At 44.4% G+C, this 19,269-nt stretch carries 26 protein-coding genes; 9 read left to right on the forward strand and 17 right to left on the reverse strand.

Annotated features, from left to right (window positions below):
• The first annotated feature begins 17 nt into the window (after positions 1 to 17).
• A complete protein-coding gene (locus V7K27_RS02350) occupies positions 18 to 2,576 on the forward strand; it encodes a BsuBI/PstI family type II restriction endonuclease (protein ID WP_334943918.1) in 2,559 nt (852 codons plus the stop codon).
• Between the two features lie 177 nt (positions 2,577 to 2,753).
• Here V7K27_RS02350 and V7K27_RS02355 read toward each other — a convergent pair whose 3' ends face one another.
• From V7K27_RS02355 to V7K27_RS02365, 3 genes are all read right to left on the reverse strand, one after another.
• Positions 2,754 to 3,854 carry an LLM class flavin-dependent oxidoreductase gene (locus V7K27_RS02355; RefSeq protein WP_334943920.1) on the reverse strand — a complete coding sequence of 367 codons (1,101 nt, stop codon included), beginning with the start codon at positions 3,852 to 3,854 and terminating at the stop codon, positions 2,754 to 2,756.
• Between the two features lie 162 nt (positions 3,855 to 4,016).
• Positions 4,017 to 4,796: a class II aldolase/adducin family protein gene (locus tag V7K27_RS02360; RefSeq protein WP_334943922.1), complete on the reverse strand. Its 780-nt coding sequence runs from the start codon at positions 4,794 to 4,796 to the stop codon at positions 4,017 to 4,019.
• 520 nt (positions 4,797 to 5,316) lie between these two features.
• Positions 5,317 to 7,161 (reverse strand): tetratricopeptide repeat protein, encoded by a 1,845-nt coding sequence (locus V7K27_RS02365; protein WP_334943924.1) that lies wholly within the window; start codon positions 7,159 to 7,161, stop codon positions 5,317 to 5,319.
• A gap of 91 nt (positions 7,162 to 7,252) precedes the next feature.
• Here V7K27_RS02365 and V7K27_RS02370 point away from each other — a divergent pair, with 91 nt between their 5' ends.
• Positions 7,253 to 7,657, forward strand: a complete 405-nt coding sequence (locus V7K27_RS02370) for a zeta toxin family protein (RefSeq protein WP_334943926.1) — start codon at positions 7,253 to 7,255, stop codon at positions 7,655 to 7,657.
• Positions 7,658 to 7,698: 41 nt separating this feature from the next.
• Here V7K27_RS02370 and V7K27_RS02375 read toward each other — a convergent pair whose 3' ends face one another.
• The 11 genes from V7K27_RS02375 to V7K27_RS02425 all read right to left on the reverse strand — a co-directional run bounded on the left by V7K27_RS02375 (position 7,699) and on the right by V7K27_RS02425 (position 13,680).
• Positions 7,699 to 7,953: a hypothetical protein gene (locus V7K27_RS02375; protein ID WP_334943928.1), complete on the reverse strand. Its 255-nt coding sequence runs from the start codon at positions 7,951 to 7,953 to the stop codon at positions 7,699 to 7,701.
• Entirely contained in the window at positions 7,943 to 9,325 is a 1,383-nt protein-coding gene (locus V7K27_RS02380) for an IS110 family transposase (protein ID WP_334943930.1), read from the reverse strand. The genes V7K27_RS02375 and V7K27_RS02380 overlap by 11 nt, the downstream gene beginning before the upstream one ends.
• 334 nt (positions 9,326 to 9,659) lie before the next feature.
• The gene (locus tag V7K27_RS02385) at positions 9,660 to 9,890 is read right to left on the reverse strand and encodes a hypothetical protein (protein ID WP_334943931.1); all 231 of its coding nucleotides are present in this window, start codon (positions 9,888 to 9,890) and stop codon (positions 9,660 to 9,662) included.
• Entirely contained in the window at positions 9,883 to 10,134 is a 252-nt protein-coding gene (locus V7K27_RS02390; RefSeq protein ID WP_334943933.1) for a hypothetical protein, read from the reverse strand. The genes V7K27_RS02385 and V7K27_RS02390 overlap by 8 nt, the downstream gene beginning before the upstream one ends.
• Positions 10,124 to 10,789, reverse strand: a complete 666-nt coding sequence (locus V7K27_RS02395; protein WP_334943935.1) for a hypothetical protein — start codon at positions 10,787 to 10,789, stop codon at positions 10,124 to 10,126. Before V7K27_RS02395 ends, V7K27_RS02390 begins: the two co-directional genes overlap by 11 nt.
• Before the next feature lie 105 nt (positions 10,790 to 10,894).
• A complete protein-coding gene (locus V7K27_RS02400) occupies positions 10,895 to 12,106 on the reverse strand; it encodes a hypothetical protein (RefSeq protein WP_334943937.1) in 1,212 nt (403 codons plus the stop codon).
• A 108-nt stretch (positions 12,107 to 12,214) separates the two neighbouring features.
• Positions 12,215 to 12,376: a hypothetical protein gene (locus V7K27_RS02405; protein ID WP_334943939.1), complete on the reverse strand. Its 162-nt coding sequence runs from the start codon at positions 12,374 to 12,376 to the stop codon at positions 12,215 to 12,217.
• Complete coding sequence (locus V7K27_RS02410) at positions 12,360 to 12,578, reverse strand: hypothetical protein (protein WP_334943941.1); 219 nt, start codon at positions 12,576 to 12,578, stop codon at positions 12,360 to 12,362. Before V7K27_RS02410 ends, V7K27_RS02405 begins: the two co-directional genes overlap by 17 nt.
• Complete coding sequence (locus V7K27_RS02415) at positions 12,575 to 12,787, reverse strand: hypothetical protein (RefSeq protein ID WP_334943943.1); 213 nt, start codon at positions 12,785 to 12,787, stop codon at positions 12,575 to 12,577. Before V7K27_RS02415 ends, V7K27_RS02410 begins: the two co-directional genes overlap by 4 nt.
• A gap of 55 nt (positions 12,788 to 12,842) precedes the next feature.
• Positions 12,843 to 13,208 (reverse strand): hypothetical protein, encoded by a 366-nt coding sequence (locus V7K27_RS02420; protein WP_334943944.1) that lies wholly within the window; start codon positions 13,206 to 13,208, stop codon positions 12,843 to 12,845.
• 163 nt (positions 13,209 to 13,371) lie between these two features.
• On the reverse strand, positions 13,372 to 13,680 hold the full coding sequence (locus tag V7K27_RS02425) for a hypothetical protein (RefSeq protein ID WP_334943945.1): 309 nt from the start codon (positions 13,678 to 13,680) through the stop codon (positions 13,372 to 13,374).
• Between the two features lie 231 nt (positions 13,681 to 13,911).
• Between V7K27_RS02425 and V7K27_RS02430 the strand changes: the two genes are divergently transcribed.
• The 3 genes from V7K27_RS02430 (at position 13,912) to V7K27_RS02440 (ending at position 16,033) form a co-directional block, all read left to right on the forward strand.
• Positions 13,912 to 14,289 carry a helix-turn-helix transcriptional regulator gene (locus tag V7K27_RS02430; protein ID WP_334943946.1) on the forward strand — a complete coding sequence of 126 codons (378 nt, stop codon included), beginning with the start codon at positions 13,912 to 13,914 and terminating at the stop codon, positions 14,287 to 14,289.
• Positions 14,290 to 14,363: 74 nt separating this feature from the next.
• Positions 14,364 to 15,350 carry a hypothetical protein gene (locus tag V7K27_RS02435; RefSeq protein WP_334943947.1) on the forward strand — a complete coding sequence of 329 codons (987 nt, stop codon included), beginning with the start codon at positions 14,364 to 14,366 and terminating at the stop codon, positions 15,348 to 15,350.
• A 59-nt stretch (positions 15,351 to 15,409) separates the two neighbouring features.
• On the forward strand, positions 15,410 to 16,033 hold the full coding sequence (locus V7K27_RS02440; protein ID WP_334943949.1) for a DUF4102 domain-containing protein: 624 nt from the start codon (positions 15,410 to 15,412) through the stop codon (positions 16,031 to 16,033).
• Here the strand turns inward: V7K27_RS02440 and V7K27_RS02445 are convergent.
• Positions 15,954 to 16,313 (reverse strand): hypothetical protein, encoded by a 360-nt coding sequence (locus V7K27_RS02445; RefSeq protein WP_334943951.1) that lies wholly within the window; start codon positions 16,311 to 16,313, stop codon positions 15,954 to 15,956. The genes V7K27_RS02440 and V7K27_RS02445 overlap by 80 nt on opposite strands.
• 206 nt (positions 16,314 to 16,519) lie before the next feature.
• On the opposite strand from V7K27_RS02445, the gene V7K27_RS02450 reads away from it, so the two are divergent.
• Entirely contained in the window at positions 16,520 to 16,774 is a 255-nt protein-coding gene (locus V7K27_RS02450; RefSeq protein WP_334943953.1) for a hypothetical protein, read from the forward strand.
• A gap of 108 nt (positions 16,775 to 16,882) precedes the next feature.
• On the opposite strand, the gene V7K27_RS02455 is transcribed toward V7K27_RS02450, so the two are convergent.
• Together V7K27_RS02455 and V7K27_RS02460 are read right to left on the reverse strand one after the other, a co-directional pair.
• Positions 16,883 to 17,035, reverse strand: a complete 153-nt coding sequence (locus tag V7K27_RS02455; protein ID WP_334943955.1) for a hypothetical protein — start codon at positions 17,033 to 17,035, stop codon at positions 16,883 to 16,885.
• A complete protein-coding gene (locus V7K27_RS02460; RefSeq protein WP_334943957.1) occupies positions 17,032 to 17,613 on the reverse strand; it encodes a tyrosine-type recombinase/integrase in 582 nt (193 codons plus the stop codon). Before V7K27_RS02460 ends, V7K27_RS02455 begins: the two co-directional genes overlap by 4 nt.
• A 218-nt stretch (positions 17,614 to 17,831) precedes the next feature.
• On the opposite strand from V7K27_RS02460, the gene V7K27_RS02465 reads away from it, so the two are divergent.
• From V7K27_RS02465 to V7K27_RS02475, 3 genes are all read left to right on the forward strand, one after another.
• Positions 17,832 to 18,146, forward strand: a complete 315-nt coding sequence (locus V7K27_RS02465; protein ID WP_334943958.1) for a hypothetical protein — start codon at positions 17,832 to 17,834, stop codon at positions 18,144 to 18,146.
• Between the two features lie 55 nt (positions 18,147 to 18,201).
• Positions 18,202 to 18,636 (forward strand): hypothetical protein, encoded by a 435-nt coding sequence (locus V7K27_RS02470; RefSeq protein WP_334943960.1) that lies wholly within the window; start codon positions 18,202 to 18,204, stop codon positions 18,634 to 18,636.
• Positions 18,637 to 19,269 (forward strand): hypothetical protein (locus V7K27_RS02475; RefSeq protein WP_334943962.1); only part of this gene is annotated, 633 nt, incomplete at its 3' end.

The following is a 19,269-nucleotide window of genomic DNA, read 5'->3' on the forward strand; positions in this document are numbered from 1 at the left end:
CAAGCAGTAGAGCGTTCGTGGCAAGTCATAACAGTAGTTTGGGGTTTACCAGTCTCGCAAAACTATCAAGTGGAAACTTGCTTGCAGAAGTGGATATTCATCGAGCTGTAGTAAGTTTAAAGCTAAGGCAAAACAAAAAAGGGTCGATGGGTCAGTTTATGACCCCCGCCTCAGTAGCCCAATTGATGGCTGGGATGTTTAATCGACTGGATTTGCCTGAAATATCCTTGCTTGATGCTGGAGCCGGAATCGGTTCATTACTAGCGGCTTTTGTGGAAAAAGTATGCCAGCAGCGAAAACATACTTCAAGTTTGCGCGTTGTAGCTTATGAAATTGACCCTTTTCTAATTGGATATTTGCATCAGACTCTAGAGCTATGTGAGAGGGAATGCGAAGATGTGGGTATTTCCTTCAATTACGAAATTCGTGAGACTGATTTTATCGAAGATGCAGTCAGGCTGCAAAAGCTTAGTTTATTGAATAGTGCGATGCCTACGGCGGTAAACTACGCAACAGAATTTACCCATGCTATCCTCAACCCGCCTTATTTAAAAATCAATGCTCATTCCAAGGTGCGCGAATTGCTGCGTTCTATCGGTTTGGAAACTAGTAATCTTTATACTGGTTTTATGGCAGCTACAGCGCAACTTTTAAAAGCAAGTGGGGAGTTTGTAGCAATTACCCCGCGCAGTTTTTGTAATGGTCCATATTTCCGTGACTTCCGCAAGATGTTTTTAGAGATGATGGCTTTACAGCAAGTACATCTTTTTGAGTCGCGGCAAGAAGCATTTAGTGATGATGATGTTTTGCAGGAAACTATCATCATCCAAGCTACAAAACAAAGGGAAAAGTCTAGCAGTGTAATCATTAATACTAATTGTGGCGCTAATGATGACTTGATAATGTCACACTCTGTACCATATTCGGAGTTAGTTAACCCCGATGATTTAGAGCAGTTTATTTATATTATTCCAGATAAGATTAGCCAGCAAATCGTTCAAAGAATGGAACTTTTTACCTGTACATTGAAAGATTTAGGGCTAACAGTTTCAACCGGGCGGGTAGTAGATTTCCGAGCAAAAGATTATCTAAGGACAAATCCAGAAAACAATACTGTTCCTTTAATTTATCCGGTGAATTTATCGAATGGATATGTAGAGTACCCAAAAATAACCAAAAAGCCCCAAGCAATAGTTCATATAGAAGAAACAGCGAATCTTTTGATACCAAATGAGCATTACGTCCTATGCAAAAGATTCTCATCGAAAGAAGAGAAAAGGCGTGTTGTTGCGGTGGTTTTTGATGCCGACCAATTTAATTATGCCTATGTCGGCTTTGAAAATCACTTGAATTACTTTCACAAAGATGGGCGTGGACTTAACTTTACCTTGGCTCGTGGGCTTGCTGTTTATCTTAATTCAACTCTAGTCGATGCTTTTTTTCGGTTGTTCAATGGGCATACTCAGGTCAATGCAACAGATTTGCGAAAATTAAATTACCCTAATTTGTCACAGCTATTGTCTTTAGGGACGGCAATTAAAGAACAGTTTCCTTCTTTGCAGGAAATTGATGAACTTATAGAAAATCAGCTATTAAGTATGTCGAATCTGTCAGAGAATAATCCAATTGCAACTAAGTCTCGAATTGATGAAGCGCTGCAAATCTTAACGCAATTAGGCTTTCCACGGGCACAGCTTAATGAACGGTCAGCTTTAACTCTCCTGGCGTTGCTTGACTTAAAACCGACAGACTCTTGGCAATTAGCAACTTTGCCTTTGATGGGAATTACGCCGATGATGAACTTTATGGCTCAACATTATGGCAAAATTTATGAGGGCAACAGGGAAACAGTTCGCCGCCAGACAGTGCATCAATTTCTGGATGCAGCTTTGATAGTTGCTAATCCAGATGATGCAAGCCGTCCTAAGAACAGTCGCAAAACTGTATATCAAATTGAAAAAAGTGCGCTAGAACTATTACGAACCTACACCACTGACGAATGGGAAAAGAGCATTTGTACATACCTTGCTTCGGTTGAAACTTTGAAAAAGCAATATGCTCAAGAACGTGAAATGTCCCGTATTCCCATAGTAATTAACGGAGAATTTAAAACTTTATCGCCAGGTGGTCAGAATATTCTGATTGAAAAAATTATTAATGATTTTGCCCCTCGTTTTACACCTAGTGGAAAGCTCATCTATGTTGGCGATACAGATGAAAAGTTCTTCTACTTTGATGAAACAGCATTGGCAGATTTGGGCGTTAACATCGATTCTCACGGCAAAATGCCAGATGTGATCATTCACTTCACAACAAATAACTGGTTGGTGCTGATTGAAGCTGTAACCTCACACGGCCCAATTAATCCTAAACGGAAGAAGGAACTTGAAGTTTTATTTAGAGGTGTCCAAATACCTCTGGTGATGGTAACTACATTTCTCAGTCGTAAGGCAATGGTGGCATATCTGGCAGACATTGCTTGGGAAACAGATGTTTGGGTTGCTGAAGATTCAACTCATTTGATTCATTTCAATGGTGAATATCTATTGCAGGCTTACCAAAGAGAAAAGAAATAATAACTGCTGTAAGTAAAAAAGAGACGTAGCAGTGCTACATCTCTACAAGGATTTTGGATAACATGTATTTAATTTGTGGAGATGTTCTATTAAACTCTATAGTTAATCAATCGGGTCAGCACCGATCGCACCAAGAGCTATTTTAGCGATCGCAAGGTTGTAGTAGACGCATGATTATTAACTCCTGACTCCAACTGTTTGCCGTTCTCGCCGTGCGACTTCTGTACGTACTAAAGGAATAACATCACGCCCATAAGCGATCGCATCCTCTAGGGGATCAAAGCCCCGGATCAATAAGGTAGTCACTCCTGCATCGTAATAATCAACCAAAGCCTCTGCTACTTGTTCCGGTGTACCCACTAGGGCTGTAGTGTTACCTGCCGCACCAGTAGCTGCTGCGATCGGTGTCCATAGACGTTTATCGTATATCTCATTTTTGGCTGCAAAATCTAGCAGACGTTGTGACCCTACCGCCTGGGGTCTAGCTGGAGTAGCTAATTTTGCGCCTCCTCGCAACTGTTGAATTTGCGCTAAAATACTATGTGCTTTCTCCCAAGCCTCTTGTTCTGTAGCACCAAGAATCGGTCGCAGGGAGACGCTGAAGCGAATAGAACGACCGGCTGGTAAGGCAGCACGTACTTCTGCGATTCGTTCTTTAACTGCGGCAATTGGCTCACCCCACAAGGCATAGACATTACTGTGTTTGGCTCCTACCTGTACGGCTGGGCCAGATGCACCACCAAAGTAAAGTGGGATATGAGGCTTTTGCAACGGCTTGATCGCAGAGAAAGCATCCTTGATGTGGTAAAATTCACCTTCGTAATCAAAGGGAGTGTCGCTTGTCCAGACGCGACGAACAATTTCTAAATATTCATCAGTGCGGCGGTAGCGGCTATCATGATCCAGCCAGTCGCCATCTTTCTGCTGGTCAGCATCGCTACCACCGGTAATGATATGTATTGCGATCCTACCGTTGGTAAAATGGTCAAGGGTAGCTGCCTTGCGAGCTGCCAGAGTTGGTGCGACAAAACCCGGACGATGAGCAATTAAAAAGCCCAATCGTTCGGTTGCGGAAGCTGCAAAACTAGCAACAGTCAAACCATCAGGGCTACTAGAACTATAGCCAATCAATACTTTATCAAAGCCTCCTTCTTCATGGGCTTTGGCAAATTCACGAACATAAGCTGGATCAATGATGTCATCGCCCAGACCACCTGACGCACTATTTAATTCCGAAGTCGGTTTTGTCCGAATCAATCCAATAAATTCAATTGGCATAATTAATTCTCCTGAAAATGTTGGGAGTGGGGAGTGGGGAGTAGGGAGATGAGGGAGAAATCAATTCAAAATTCAAAATTCAAAATTCAAAATTAAAGAACTTCTGCCTCCTCTTTCCAATGCCCAATGCCCAATGCCCCATGCCCAATGCTCAATGCCCAATCAATCAAACAAGTCTGGTTGATCGTGGGTAATTTCATCCCACAAATACTGGAATCCACCCCAGCCTGCTTGGTGAGTACCACCACGTTGTTGGATCTTTAAGGCGATGTCATGGTCAATTAGGACGGGTTTCCCTACGGCTTCTGCTAGCAATTGCGCTTTAGCAGTATCCTCTAACCTGATGTACCACCAAGCGGCTTCATCCACACTATGTCCGACGGTCAATATTCCGTGGTTGCGTAAAATCGCAGCTTTGCGATCGCCTAGTGCCTGAGCAATGCGTTTTCCTTCGCTTGTCTCTAAGACAATGCCTGTAAAATCATCAAATAGAGCATGATCTTGGTAAAAAGCACAGGAATCTTGGGTAATCGGATCGAGCAACCGACCCAAAGATGACCAAGTTTTGCCGTAAAAGGAATGGGCATGAGCCGCTGCTATGACATCAGGGCGGGCTTCGTGGATTTGAGAGTGAATGGCAAAGGCTGCTTGACTAACTTTACCTTCACCTTTGACTACCTGACCTTCACTATTTACCAATATCAGGTCTGATACGCGAATCCGACTAAAATGTATGCCAAAGGGATTTACCCAAAAGCGATCGGTAAATTCGGGATCACGGGCAGTGATATGTCCTGCCAATCCTTGAGCAAAACCCAAACGCGCAAATACCCGAAAGGCTGCTGCTAAACGTTCTTGGCGATGGCGACGCTCTGATTCAATGGAAACAAAGGTCGGTGGTTGAAAGGGATTGCTGGGGCGGACGAGAGAAGTTTGCACCATAATTTTCAACTCCTACGTATGGATTGGGTAGACGTACAGTGCTGCCTCTGTGCTGGTGATAGCGTCAAGGTTTGTCGATAGACATCGCTTCACCATTAAACTAGCGAGACAAAAAAGGATTTATGGTTATGGCTCGGTAGGCGATGTCTACGACGGGCTGCGCCTACGCAGTTTTTTCGCTGCAAATACGTATTTTTCAATCATGTCCAGTAGACAATGCTACAAATAACTTTTGGCTAATAACCGTAAATATCTTACTAATCAACTGATCTCAGCTTTTCAACTACTTAGTGACAACAAATTTATTAACTAGAGTAGTGATCCTATCAAATAAACTACGGCAAGTCAATCGGCTTACAGTTGTTTAAACTACAATGAACTTACCACAGTTCATTTAAATAAGCAAGCTCAATATGGAGTTCTGCTAGAAAATATACTGGAGGAGAGTGTTATTTCTTTCTTGTATAGAGACTGTTGCGATTTGTTAAGCTGTGGAGCGATCGCACAGTTTTTTCAGTTCTTACATATCTCGCTTATATTCTTCTAACAATTGCGGAATGTGATCGTACCCATCCACACCAATAACTGCAATAATTTTCGGGCGATGTTGCTGTAAGAACTTTTGGAAAGCTTCTACCCCTATTTGTCCTTGTAAAATTGTCAGTAACCCTGCTGGTTGACGCCATTCACGAGAAGCTATTTGCTCTAAAAGATACATTCCCAAGCAGCCTGTGTAAACAGTTTTTTCGGAATTTTGCAGATGATAATAAGCTTCCGCTAAATAAGCTAAGTTCCGCCCTTGCAGATACAAATCACCGGAAACTTGCGCTGTTTTAAAGCCATCTTCAAGATATTTAATTGCCGTTTGGTGTTGTCCAATTACTAGATAGGCAATTCCTAAGCTGCTGACACATAAAGCTTTACTTTGAATATCGCCTAATTTTTCTGATAATTTTAAACCTTGTTCCAAATAGTTAATTGCGGCTTCATAAGTTTCGGGTTCTAGGTTTTCTAGTTCCTGAGCCTGCATAACTTCGCTGTAACCTAAATTTACTAACGCGTTGGCTTCTCCTGTTCTATCGCCTGCTTGCCGACTCAATATTAATGCTCGTTGACTGTAGTTAATTGCTTCAGCATAATTTTGCTGTTGTACGTAGGTGCGGCTGAGGTGGTTGAGATTGGCAATTTCACAGGCGCGATCGCCTGCATTTCTGGCTATTTCTAGCGCCTGCTGATGAAAATCAAGCGATCGCTGATATTCTCCCAAAGCACGCTGCGAATAACCTAAAAGTGTCAAAATTCGCGCCTTTTCCTGGGTTCCTTCGCCTCGTCGTAGTGGTTCATCCAGATAATCTAAGGCATCTCGTAAATAAGTACCAGTAAAAGAGGCAAAAATCCCGCCGTAAAAGGGAAAATATGCACGCTGGGCAAAGGTTCGCAAAATCTGGAGCATGATTTGAGAACAGGCATCGCTGTATACTGTCCCAATGCTGGCAAAACCACTTGCTAACTGACTCCAAATCACTGCAAAGGTCAAGAACGTGGAAATGGACAACTTTGGCCCCGCCTTCACATCGTAAGCTTGTTGGTCAAACCAGTTAATTAGTCCCCGTTGTAAGAACTGTAAAATTAATGCCATTTCCACCCAATCTCTGAGGGTGATTCCTCGTTGTCGCTGGGCAAACTCAATTGCCGATTCTTCCATCGCCAAGGTGCGAAGCAGTGCTTTGGGTAACTCACTATTGAGTTGTTTAGCCCAACTTGCCCAAGGGCCACGTTCTCCCGGTACGCCGCCAAATCCCAAAGATTCTTTTTGCTCATACATCCAACTGAGCAAGTTGTCTTGCAATCGCCCCCATGAAGCTAAACCACGGGTAATCCCTTCAGAAAATTGTTCTAAATCAGAATCTGCCTGAGCAAATTGCTGTAATGCTTTTGATAATTGCTGTAACTGTTGCAAATTTAGCGGATACTTCTGATTGGGGTCAGTAACCCGGATAAATGCCGCCAGACGCTCGTCAGCAGGGGCTGTGGTAATTTCTGAAACTGCGGAGGCGATCGCTTCTGTGGCTTTGTTTTGTTCTTGCCAGCGTTGCCATTGAGTTTGAATAGTTTTAATGGCTCTCAAACTCCGGGTAGCTTTCGCTGTCTTGAGTTCGTCTTTTTCGCTATCTATTTGGCTTTGGAGGGCATTCAGGCGATCGCTCAAAACTAGCTCAAAGACTTCCCCTGTACCGGAAGTGATACCTTTAAGCAGCATTTGATACACCATATCCACAGAGCTAATTTTGCCCTTGAGGGTAGTTTCGACAATTTCATCGATTAAGGCAAGATAGCGATCGCGCAATGGCAGAGAGTCTGTCACTTTGGCTATTAGAAAACGTCACGTCAATTCTAATTCTAGTCCTCGCAGGTGGGGAGCAGGAGAGATTATTTGAGAATACAACAATAAGTTTTTGATACTCAACCAAGAAAAAGACCAAATCTGGGCCAAAATCATCCGCACAATTAGTATTACCATTAGATTAATGCCCAACCTATACATTATCGGCGGTGCAAACGGTTCTGGTAAAACTACCGCCGCCCTGCAAATCCTTCCCTACTTCCTAGAAGTATTTGAATATGTCAACGCCGATGAAATAGCAGCCGGACTTTCTCCTTTTAACCCGGAATCCGTAGCCAGTCAAGCCGGACGATTAATGTTAGAAAGACTAGAAACTCTGGTGAATGCTGAAGCGGATTTTGCATTTGAAACAACTTTAGCCGCTCGGAACTTTGCTCGATTCTTGAGAGAATGTAAAAACAAAGGTTATATTATCAACTTAATTTACTTTCACTCTAATAACCTTGGGGAATTTTAACAACCCCTCAAGCTTTTAAAATTCTTGAGGGGAAATTTTAATTAGTAGGGTAAATCTTTGTAATTCTCTCCCCAGTCTTCTGGGTTATTGTCGTTAGTTTCAAAACCCAAGCACGTTGGATGAAACCGAAGCTCCCATCGTCCATTGTCTGGGAAAAGCCGAATTGGTACAGTCTTTTCACCAATTGGCACTAGGCAACGGGAACATAAGCAGCCAGGATCGCCAGCGTCACGGCTTTGGGTGAAACTAACATCTGTAGGAAGTGGTTTAATTTGGGGTGGTAAGTTATTGCTCATGAACTGCGATCGCTCTCGATAACTCCCGAAACAAAACATTAGCAACCTTAGACATTAGCTTGTTTTGCAAGTGCTTGCCATTGAGTAATTGCTTACCGGAAGCATCAACTTTACTTTTAAGCGTCTCCTTGTAAACAGCAATTTCTTCACCGATAGGATTGTCAGGCAAACGATTATCAATTTCTATTTTGGTGATCACGTACTGCCAAAAAGTCATTCGGCATAACGCTGAACCACTACCTTTTTCTACTAGCTTATCTCCAGACTGCTCTAGAACGGTTCCCATGCCCAGTCTGAGTTTGAAAGCGTCACGGGAGCGATTTCGCTTAACTCGTTTGACATCACCAGGGAGAAATTTGACTACAGATTTACCGTGTTCGCGGGTGACTTCCTTTTTCTTCACTTCCCGAACTTCTCGCTCAATCAACTGCTTGCCATTGGTGAGGAATGCTTCAAATGGATAGATGCGACTAAGTAAGCGGGCGCGAATCCTCAGCCCAAAACTGAATTTCTCAAAAACCTGGTTGTAGATTTTGAACTCCGGATCGTTGACCAGCGCCTTAAGGTCAACCTCTAGGCGCTGCTCCTCGATGTCGATGTCACAAAGCCAGTCAGCGTGTAGCCGGACAATCGGATCTATCTCTAGCCCAAGTTGAATTGCTATTGATTTTTGGTATTTTCTAGTTATCAATTTGTAGCTTGGTGAATGTACTTCTGACTCCCTTTGAGCTAACCATCCCCATAGTGGCGGGACGTTTCCGGTCTTGGTACTTTCAGTTTTGCTATGTGCTTTTTCTGGGAATTGCCACGCTAGCATCTGGCGAGTGTAGTTGATGATTGGTGACTGAACACGGTTCAGGTGTTCGAGTTGTTGCACTAGCTCCCGCAGTTGATTAATTTGCATTGGTCGGTGCATCAAGAATTGGCGATCATTCAATTCACCGGATTCTAGATAATTTTCTTGATCTACGGCGTAGGCAGCCATAGCTAAAGCGTCGGCCGCATCAGATTTATTTGGGAGATTTTTACCACCGCGATAGCGGCGTAACTCAATATGACCAACCCAAAGGATCTTAATTCCTAAGCTTTCTAGAATTTGCGCCCATAACCTAGAGTAATGATTTCCTGTTGGCTCCAGGATGGCAAGATCAGGTTTATTCTCTGTTACATAATCGGCAAAATCAAAAGCTGATTTCTGATTGCTTTTTGGCTTCGGACTAGAGTGGTAAGTAGGAAATAAACTATTAACTTTAGTTCTGGTTTTTTGCCAATATGTCTTTAAACCACCGATGGGATATTGTGTTAAAATATGGCAAGTTACGCTTGACTTGCTAACATCAACTCCCAAGGATGTAATCGATTTAATTGTCATGGTTCTGCTAATAAATTGGAGTTCTTTAGTTTTGTGCTGCCAACACAAATTTGAATAACCCAGTTTGACGCTCGAATCCTCCTAACACCCCAAATACAGGGGCGCCATTCACTCTTAACGCTGGGTTTAACCCGGTAGTTTTAGGGAAGGTGCGCTTGAAAGTAACAACACCCCACAAATTGGGTGTGCAATTGGTTACTAACGCCCCACTCCCTAGAAACAGTGGGACGGACTGCTTTGGACACAACCCGCGACGACGGGTATATAGCCCGTCGTTTCGGCTACTGTGTCAGGTAGCCCGCGCTGGGATGAGCGCGATCGCAATTACGATTCATCAGGCGGTTCTAATTTCTTTTTCCAGAGAATCAACTATTTCCTGAATTTCTGCTTCTGATAATTGGTGGTATTGCTCGTCAGCTTTTGACCGTATGCACTCCTTCCATGCTTCTATGGGTTCCCCGGTTATTTTGGCAAGAATTTGTATAGCTACCCCCATAGCCAAAGTGTTTAGAACAAATGCATCTGTGGGCAAATAAATGGGATCATCTTTGGAGGAATTATTCATCGTCTCCAATATCCTCCGAGTAATCTGTTAAATCATTTTCGATGAGTGACTCAAGTTGTTCTAAAGCTGGTTCTAGTATTTCCTTAAGCTTTTCATCAGTTGTGTTGTCTGCCAGTTCTTCAGCAGAAATCAACTTTATCCCGGCATCAATTTTATTTTTAATAGTGTGCAATGATTGCCAGATTTCGTAATAATCCCATGCTGGATCTGGTTGAGGAATATTTGAATTTTCTTCATTCATCATAAACTTCATCGTCCTCAAATTCGTCATCATATCCAACTAATGAATATGAGTTTTCTGGGTCAATAATGTTAAGAGCATCGGTAAACGCTCGACCCGTTAGCACATCAAGAACTGAGTAGTTACCGTTGCCGATCACAGACTCAATTTTCCGCATTTTTAAAGCTCGTTCCAGTTCCGGCGTTCTTAAACTGGGATAAACGTCTTCAATTGAATTAATGGGCGGTGGCGTTTCGTTACCCTCGATCCAGCGCTCAACTTGCCCCGTGATAAATTGAGCCCACGCTAATCGACTTGGTGGCTGTGGTGCAGCCTCGAAAAAAATAGCAAGTTCTTTCTGGCGCTGAATTCCTTCGTCACCACATTCCATAGAGTCGATCCATTCGTGACTCATGGCAAAGCCGCCTTTGTTCATCGCTTCTGTTGCAACTTCAATTGGATCAGCACCGCAATTGCGGGCAATTAGTTGACTTATGGCAGTAGCCTGAGAGCTTTTAAGCCTTTCTAGGTCGATGATCCACAGGCTGGCTTTTCTGTCTGCTGATAGTTCCATTGGGAACGGGTCACGCATGGGTATCATGCCATCTGGAAATAAATCTAAAATTGGCTCGTAAGGGTTTCCAGGTTTGAGTTTCACCCAAGTATCATGCTTGGTCATGTATGCTTCTCCAGTACACGTGTGTTATTTTTTAGTTGCCCAGTTTGAGTGTTGGATCAATCAATTGCGATCGCGTTCTTGGGATGGGCGCGATCGCTTTTGAAATTATCCCCCGAACTGCTTCCTTAACCGCTCCAGCAGCGCGGCTCCCTCCCCATAGCGCTTGCCAGTGAAGCCAAGCACCTCAGTAACGATCGCACTATCACTTTTTTCACCCCCCAGGCGTTGAATTACCCGCCAAAGTGCGCGGTCATTCTCTGAACAATTTTGCTCTAAATCCGCTCTAGTAGCTGGTTTGAGGTCATTTTCAACCCGTTTTTGGGGGTTGATCGCGTTGTCATAGTATGGTTGGACTATGGTTGAACCACCGCGAACTGTTGCGGCTTTCATCTCCCTGTATGGCGGGAGTTTTAAGGGCTGATCGTCGAGTAAACAGTGTGACTGGTCTTGTTTTAACCAGTTAATAAGCTGCTCATTTTTCAAGGATTTGGCGTGGGCGATAGCCTTTTTACCCAGGCGAATACGGAAAAAAGCATCGGCTAAATCGCTCTTACCCTCCAGTCCCCAGGCGGCAACGCGGTCATACTGCGAGAGTAGGATCGTGAACCGCCGCGCTTTACGACCTCTACGGGCGTGACGTTCGAGCCATTCGCCAGAACTGCCTACTTTTGAAACCAGTTCGGGGTATTCTTCAACGATAATCACGCGCTCGGTGCCAACCAAAGCAGCATCGCCTCGCTCCTCGCGGATTTTCATCTGCTTAGACAAGTCTTCAAGATCCTCAGTCATTCCTCGGTCAATAGCAACCCAGTTCTCGCCCTTACCAGTGACCTCAAGCCCTTGCCAGTCGGTCGGTGTACCCTCGCATTCATAGACGCGAACACGACCGCCCACGGTGTAGGCGAGGTACTGAGCCAGAGTTGATTTACCGGTGCCCATTTCACCGATCACCATCACCTGTTTACCTTCAATCGCGGCGATGATATCGGTGATGATTTCCAATGGTTCCTCAACCACAGCAGCGCTTGCTTCAATGACTTGGGTCATCGGAGTTCCGGCGTAGGGGAGAGCATCATACACTTTCAGCAAGCGCTTGACCCCAGCTTCAAAGCCGTCACATAGCCAAATGCCGAATTTAAAAGCATTCCGGCTAATGCTTACGGTGAATAAAGACACAGAAAAACATAACCTACCTATTCCCCAGGCACAGTAACGCACTAAGGTTTTACCGTCTGGCAAGTCCATCTCTACCCAGGTGTGTGCGTTGGCAGTTCTGGGAGGGGAAGCAACTTTTATATCTATTAGATCATTTCCCATACTGCACCTCTATTTTTAGGTACATTGGGCGATCGCTTTCCTGCTTACAAAGCGCAATTATGCACAGTATCAAAGCGGTGATGGTGAAGAAAAGCATTATCACTTGGTTCATCTACCCTCCAGTTCTTTCTCGAACATCGCCTTACTCGTTTCTGGGTAGGTTTTGCGATTCATCCGGCGAATTGATTCCTGTACCTCTGGTGGCTCCAGTTTGAGCATTTCACTAATCGCGATCGCTCCTTCTAACCACGGACTACGCTCTTGATTCATGGCTCACCTCAACTTCAGGGATTTCGGGAACTGTTGCCAATGGATCGACCACCCAAGAAAGGTACACCAGCGCTGTACAAGCATCGGCAATATTTAAATCGGCGCTGTATCCCTCATCTACCAAAGCTCGGTAGTCTGGATGATCGCTGATTTGCGTCAAGACTAGTGATGCTTCAGTTATTAGCTTGGACAATGATTTCATCCGCCGATCCTCCGGTACATAAAGGAATTCGATGAGGAGCCGTCGCGGACTACTAACTCAGATTCTGGGGTGTCGGCGATGGTGTCAGCCCAGCCGGTAAGGTGATTATTGCGGATGTTATTTTCTGCGATCGCGCCCAGTCCCGGACGGGCTTTTTCAAATTCCTCAACTATTTTTTGTTCTTTGTCGGTTAGCGGTTGCTGGTTCATGGTACGTTTTAGTTAGGTAAAAATGGTATTAAACACTGTTGAACAAGCCCCTTTGTCATGACTGGGGCTTGTTCTGTGTTGGGTGATTGGACAAGGAAACTCGAAAACACACGCCGCCGCCAACCATGATCACCTGACGATCCGCAAGGCGAACGGCTTTGCTGCGGCTGACTTTCATCATCGGAAATGAGCCATCAGCGCTGAGGCTAAACATTTCGTAATTTTTTAAAGAATCCCATCCGACTGCTGTTCGGTCAGCTAGTCCCGAATATTCAACCTGATTCATGTCTGCAACTGATGCCGCACTGGGCAAAGTTGGCAAGACTCGTTTTGCTCTCTGAGATTTGGGGTTTATGTCGGTCTTTTCTTCGGTCTTAGAACCTGCTTTAGTGCCGTTACTAATGGCTTCTAGTGTTTCCATAGTCGTTGCATACCAGGGTTATAGTGGGTCTTAAATCTGCAAATAGTCACGCTTAAGTTGCACTTAAATAGGTCTTAAGTGGTACTGTTGGCTATGTATACAGGCGTTTAACTACTGCGATCGCGCCGCGTCATTTTACTGAAACGCTTACGGGGCAATAGTTTTACTCGCCGTCTCCCTCCTCCTCGCCGTATCCCTTCTCGCCGATCTGAATAGTCAGCACGTTTTCTGAAAACTTATAATCAACGATCGCAAATTCTTCATCGTCAAATTCTTCATCGTCAACGTCTTTGATCACTACCGCCGTCTCAAGAGGGTAGCGTTTCAGGTGTTCAAACAATTCTCGAATTGTGGTTGTCATGTGGTTCCGAAGTATAGGTGTGCAGATATAACTAGAGTTATCACCACGCGGCAAACACTCGTTACCGCGATCGCTACAGGTGATTTTGAGGGTGTTTCCGCGCCGGGGCATAAAAGCAGTGCGCGGGTGCTTGCTCCATTTGTGCAACGCGAACGGTGAGGCGTTGGGGAGCGAAATCACAGCAGCTTTCCGTCTGGGTGAGAAACTAGCAAAAGGCAGGCTTATTAGCTAACCCCCAGGTCAAACTCAGTGAGCCTGCCCTTTTCATTAATCTCTAACTAGCACTTTAGTGCAAGACAGTTTTCCTGTCAAGCACTAAAGCGCTAGCACTATGGTGCTATCATGAACTCAGAATTAGAAAACGAACCGCCAACATTGAAGACACTTCGAGAAAGTGCTGATTTGACTCAACCACAGTTAAGCCAGCGATTGGGTGTAGGTATTCGCATTATTGGCGATTGGGAGAGTGGAAGAAAAATGCCACGTTTCGACAACGCAATTGCTTTGGCTCGTGAACTAGGTACTTCCCTCAAAGAATTAGCTAGATCAATGCGTATGGATGTCAGTTCTATCGCTGACGATGGTATATCACTTGCTCAATTAAAGACTTTATGCCGAGACCTAAACATCAAGGAGGTGGATGATTTGCCTGATGACTGGAGACAACTCAAGCGCCCACGTCCTAGCTACGACAAGCGACACATTACCAATGACGAATAAGTAAAAAGCAAAAAAGCCACCCAGATTTACAAGGTCGGTGGTGGCTTTTTGCTTGAAATTAAACTAATAGTATTATGCCAGAAAATAGCACACAAAATCAAGCATCTTATCCACAACTTAAAGTTGTCTCTATCTCTAAGAACGCCCCATCAAGAGAACAACCCAAATACAATAAACCCCATTGCATTATCCCAGTAGCGGATATGACATGGGTATTAAATCAAGCTAAAAGCATACAAAGTTTGTGGAATGAATGCTGGCAATCAGACCCATTCGGTAGTCGATTTGTCAAGCTAACAACCAGTTTAAAAGATACAGCCTTCAGGGTGGCAAGAAGAGTTTTATACGCCGCCGGACTATTTGAATTTAAGCGAGATACCTGTACAAAAGACACTCGGAAAACAGCAGGCTGGCTAATCATAAATTTACATGGTGCTAGGCGAATAAAAGAGTTTTGGAATTCTGATCCGATAGACGACATAAATTCACCGTCTATCGGTGAACCCGCGCCGATATCCGTCACAGATACGCCGATATCCCGCGCCAATCTGACGATATCCAGCGCGGCCGCGCTGCCTATCTCTAGTGAAACCCTTGAAAATACTGGGGTTTCAGAGCCTCTCAGTAACTCTTCAGGATCTTCTCAGGAACTTCTCAAAGAAGTTACTGAAGAAGAAGTGATGCAAGAGTTGCAACTTGTGGAGCAAGTTCCAACTCTTGCACCAACTTTTGAAGAAGAAACTACAGCGCTAATTCTTGAGTTACGTTCTCGTGACACAAAGAAAGCGGATCGGCAAGCTCTCATGTATGAGCGCATTTTAGAAAGAAGTAAAGAGCCAAAACCTGACCTGGGTTTTAGGGAATCATTTGTTACAACGTATAACTGGAGAATTGATGATGCAAGACTAAGACTTTTTCAAAACCTCACCGAAGAATGCAAGCGTTTATTCTTTGAGAAATTCGAGAACCTATACGGAATTTACCGTAACAAATTACCCGAAATATTCGATCGAATTATCAGCATTGTCAATTCACCAACTATCAATCATCAATCTGATTGATAGTTGATACAAAAAAACGGACGCGCTAACGTCCGCGAATTCTATTAATCACAAACATTATGAAACATAATTCTGATGTACCGGGACAGTTAACACTATTGACTGTTGCTCCAACTGAAAAGAAAATTATTGTTCACGATCCTTACTGGGATGAAATACTTGCGCCCCAACAAGCGGAGGATAATCACTGGAATCCTGCTGACTTTGGGGAAGTGCCCCGCAAGTTAGATTCCGACGGTCAGCCGACAATTTTCTACGATGACAGTCACGAACCACCAGACCCAGATGATTATCAAACTAATAATGATTATCATCAAGCCTGGGCAGAGTGGCGAACACTTGTTGGGGCGCAAGTTAATAATCGCACTATTGACACCACAGTAAAAACTCGTGTTGGTGGGAAGGTTACTAATCGCACTCAAAAAACTGCGCCCCAACACGATACCCACTGGGTAGAGAAGTACTGGGTAGAAAGGTCTGATAGAAAATATTGGTATTTTCGTTACTGTTGGATGTTAGCTAGGAAGAAGAACCGTATCTACCTCGGAAGTGTAGACAGTAACCTAGCAAGACAGAAAAAGGAAGCTGTGGAGATTTCGATCATCAACGGGCGATCGCCGGTTCAGATTCAGGAGTTGATTTGCTCCTGGCGTGGTGATTGCCAGAAGCAACAGAGTTTCTGAAACGTCGCAACTCATCCCATCTTCGGCTATTAGTTGAAGCAGTGCGGCTGTGCTGATTGGGATGAAAAGAAGCAACCCTTTGTTCTACAAACTGGTCAATCAACAGAAGAACTGTTTTGTGGAGTTGTTCAGAGTCTAAATGAACAACTCCAGAATCCAACGCACGAGCGAATTCTATTATTTGTTGCTCCAGCGCTGCGGGAACTCGAATATGTTTAGTATTGCCGTGGTTCCATTGAGAATTCCAAGTTGTAACCCGGCGGCCGCCCTTGCCTGTCATATCTAACCTCAAATGAGAGTCACAGGTACTTTATCAGGCTGCATTGCGCGTGACAAGGCAATGCGGGTGAGGGAGTGGGGAGTTAGGAGTTAGGAGTTGGGGTGTACCCAATGCCCAATGCCCAATGACGAATTACGAATTACGAATTACGAATAGCGATCGCAGTTAATATGCTATAACTGAGCCGTCAAATCATTTCTTGAATTATGAGTAAGACAGACGACGCTCTGGCATCTCAAACCGCATTGCTTAACAAGTTTGCAGAAATCATCAGAAACTTGATTCAACGTGTTTCCACTGCTGAAAATGATAGAGATGCGGCTTTAGGTCAGGTAGCATCACTCCTGGGTGCTGACCAAACAACAGCAACAGCAATACTTGGTGATAGCCCACACATTCAAGCCTTAATTGATGAGGCGTTGGCTGTTTTGCCTCCTGAACCTGTGCCAGCAGCTGCTTAGAAGCTCATGAAAAATGCGATCGCGCTCTTAGCCACAAAAAGCGCGATCGCACAAATTATAAGGGTTCTAACAAATCCGATCTCAGTCTATCTGCCACAGTGAAATTTGTCATAGGTTGGGATAAACCGCATCAACTTCATCCCAAGCCTGACTAGCAAGATTCTCTAGTGCCATAGCTAGGTAGAGAGGATGGTCGTATTCGCCAGCTTGCAATCTCCCAAAAAATATTTCGATTTGCAAAAATAGCAGGTTGGCGTTCATAGGGTGGCGATCGCCTGCTTAACATCATCGTCAGTTACCTCGATGTACCGGGAAAGCACCTTTAAGTCAGTGTGACCAGTGGCTTTTTTGATAGTTGCGAGGCTTACCCCGCGTTTTGCGAGTTTGGTGATAAAACTCCGGCGGGTGGAATGAGTCGATATGCCCTTAGCAGCTAATCCCGCTCTTTCTACAGCTGTGCGTAAAATTTGGTCAGCCCCCCTTAACCCCATCGGCTTGTCTCCCTCCCTAGAAGGAAATAACCAAATTGAACCCGGCTTTGGCTTATATGCTGCTAGCAACTCAGCCAAAGTATCGTGAGTTGGTACCTGGCGCGTTTGTCGTTTTCCGTTCGGGGTGGCCTTGCGAGTCCTGGCGCGAAAATTGATATACTCACTTGGAGTGCCATCAAGGTTGTACACATCCAGGAGTTGCAACTTGACTAAAGCACCCCACCTTTCCCCGGTGTACCAACCTAGATCGAAAAGCAGCTTATATTTCTGAGTGCGGATCTGCTTACGAATTTTGGAATAATCCGCATCGCTCAAAATTGCGGACTGTCCATTTCGATTATTTTTCATTTTATTTATAACTTCTGTCTGTTCCGGTTTAACCACTCCCAATGGTTAAACCGGAATATTCCTAATTTAAAGTATTAGGAATCTTCGTCTCAATCCTATTAGCAGCAAGCATTATACGTCCTCAGCGAATATGCTGGTTTTACATAAAAGTGGAATATTGGCTGATTTTGAAATTGCTCATACAACAGATTTATTACTCTTCATAACTAGCTCAATTTATGCAACCTGGAATTACTGATTTATTCGGCGCAAATTCTACACTTAGCGGAACACCAAAAATTTTAGCAATTCCTCTTACTTCCCTACCCGCTCTTACGGGTAGCAATCCAACCGCATTGGAAGTATATGCTGCGGTTGTTTCCTATGCTCACACTTGGCTAAATGCCAATACAGATGCAAGTGTTTTGGCAACAAGCGACGTTACTATCTCCTCTCCAATTACTCGTAATGGTGTTCCTAAAACGCAATTTCAATTTTCCGAAAGGTTCTACGGAAGTTACGCCGCTCCAATATTTGACCCGAACGCTGTCTAACGAATAAATGACTTGCGAATTGACAATTTATTTCACGCGTAACGATTACCCCGGAATGCAATCAGGGTCTGTTACGGTGCCCGATGGTTCTTATCAATCGGCTTACATGGTTTTAACGGGGAATGGTAGCGAGTATGTCATAAAGTCCGATGGCAATCAGGGCACTGTTATTGTGGGCGGCCCATATAATCCAGGATCAGTTATCCTAAATTATTTGAGTTTTAGTAGCAGCTGCGATCCAATTCCTCTACAAGTTTCGTATGACTGCATAAACGGAGAATGCATCAAAAAAACGCAGTACAACACGCTTGGAATTTACAAGTCTCTTGCTGATTGTCAGGCAGTTTGTGCCAACGGTGGCGCTTGTGCTGCTGGGAAACAATGCGTTGACCCGACAACATTCTGTCCCGATGGCAAGGTGTGCATTGAGCAAGGGGAATTTGCCTCAATTGAAGGTCTAATTTCTAAAATTAATAGCGAGGTTTGTTAAGTGTCCGCTTCAGGTCAAGCCCTAATTTCCTCGTTGTCAAACATTAGCAATTGCTCCGGTCATCAGTGTGATTGCTGTGCTTCTTTGGAAGCTAAAATCGACAATCTACAATCACAAATACACCTTGTAAATGAAAGGTGCGCTGCAATAGAGATTAATGCCGGGGTCTTATTAGAAAGGATAGAAAGACTTCAGCAACAAATCGATCTGCTTATAGCTATTGACTTAGTTGCTGCCTTATTTGCCTTAATTCTCCCCGAAATCATAGCGGCGGCTGGGCCAGTAATCGCTGGAATAATTGGCAATGCGGTACCAGCAGCGATCGCGGCGGCAATGCTTGGCGCACTCAAGGAAATCTCTGAAGCAGTTGGAGCCGGAAGTGCAGAAATTGGGGCTGTAGGAAGCTCTGCTAAAGAAGGAGTGGAAGGTCTAGCTAGTTCGGCTGAAGGTACATTAGAAGGTTTGGCTCGTTCTGGCGAAAGTGCGGTGGAAGCGGCGGCTCGTTCGGCTGAGAGTGCTGTACAATCTGTGGCTAGCTCTGCTGAAACCGAATTGAAGTCAGCTGCTGCAACTGCTGAAACTGAATTAAAGTCAGTCGCTACAACTGCTGAAACCGAATTGAAGTCAGCTGCT

The organism is Nostoc sp. (assembly GCF_036919575.1).
Taxonomy (GTDB): domain Bacteria; phylum Cyanobacteriota; class Cyanobacteriia; order Cyanobacteriales; family Nostocaceae; genus Nostoc.